The sequence below is a fragment of the Rhodoferax sp. ZS1R8 genome, from assembly GCF_056521325.1.
This window is the reverse complement of sequence record NZ_JBWMBA010000171.1, coordinates 1-1086: the sequence shown is the minus strand read 5'-3', so window position 1 is coordinate 1086 and position 1086 is coordinate 1. Positions and strand designations below refer to the sequence as shown.

Below are 1086 nucleotides of genomic sequence, written 5' to 3'. Positions count from 1 at the left end.
AACCAGTCCAAGGCTGCGCAATGGCTGGGCCTGAACCGCAACACCCTGCGCAAAAAGTTGCTGGAACACCGGCTGATCGACTGATACACCACCTGACCACACCATGAACGCACCCCAAACCGCGCTGATCTCTGTCTCCGACAAAACCGGCATCGTCGAATTGGCCCAGGCGTTACACGCGCAGGGCATCAAACTGCTGTCCACCGGTGGCACCGCCAAGCTTCTGGCCGACAAGGGTCTGCCCGTGACCGAAGTGGCCGAGATGACCGGCTTCCCCGAGATGCTAGACGGCCGCGTCAAGACGCTGCACCCCCGCGTGCACGGCGGTCTGCTGGCGCGCCGTGACGTGCCCGCCCACATGGCCGCATTGGCCGAACACCAGATCAACACCATCGACGTGCTGGTGGTGAATCTGTACCCATTTGAAGCCACGGTGGCCAAGGCCGGCTGCACGCTGGAAGATGCCATCGAAAACATCGACATCGGCGGCCCGGCCATGGTGCGCAGCGCTGCCAAGAACTGGAAAGACGTGGCTGTGCTGACCGATGCGTCGCAATACGCCACCGTCATTGCCGAGCTCAAAGCCGCAGGCAAAGTCAGCGACAAGACCAAGTTTGCACTGAGCGTGGCAGCCTTTAACCGCATCAGCCAATACGACGGCGCCATCAGCGACTACCTCAGCGCAGTGCAACTGGGTGACGGAGTGCCAGCGGGTGACGCAGCACCCACGCTGGACCTGTTTGCCGGCCAGTCCAACAGCCGTTTCATCAAGGTGCAAGACCTGCGCTACGGCGAAAACAGCCACCAGCAGGCCGCGCTATACCGCGACTTGCACCCCGCACCCGGTTCCCTGGTCACCGCCAAACAGTTGCAGGGCAAGGAGCTGAGCTACAACAACATTGCCGATGCCGACGCGGCGTGGGAATGTGTGAAGAGTCTCACCAATACCCCCGCCTGTGTCATCGTCAAGCACGCCAACCCCTGCGGTGTGGCCGTGGGCGCCAATGCGCTGGAGGCCTACAGCAAGGCCTTCCAGACCGACCCCACCTCAGCCTTCGGCGGCATCATTGCGCTGAACTGCGAGTT

General features: G+C 62.2%; 2 protein-coding genes. Both read left to right on the top strand.

Annotation, left to right across the window (positions count from 1 at the left end):
* Nucleotides 1-84 (top strand): helix-turn-helix domain-containing protein (locus AC097P_RS24745; protein ID WP_479613064.1); only part of this gene is annotated, 84 nt, incomplete at its 5' end.
* A 19-nt stretch (nucleotides 85-103) separates the two neighbouring features.
* Nucleotides 104-1086, top strand: a 983-nt coding sequence (purH, locus tag AC097P_RS24740) for a bifunctional phosphoribosylaminoimidazolecarboxamide formyltransferase/IMP cyclohydrolase (protein ID WP_479613063.1), incomplete at its 3' end; no start/stop codon positions are given.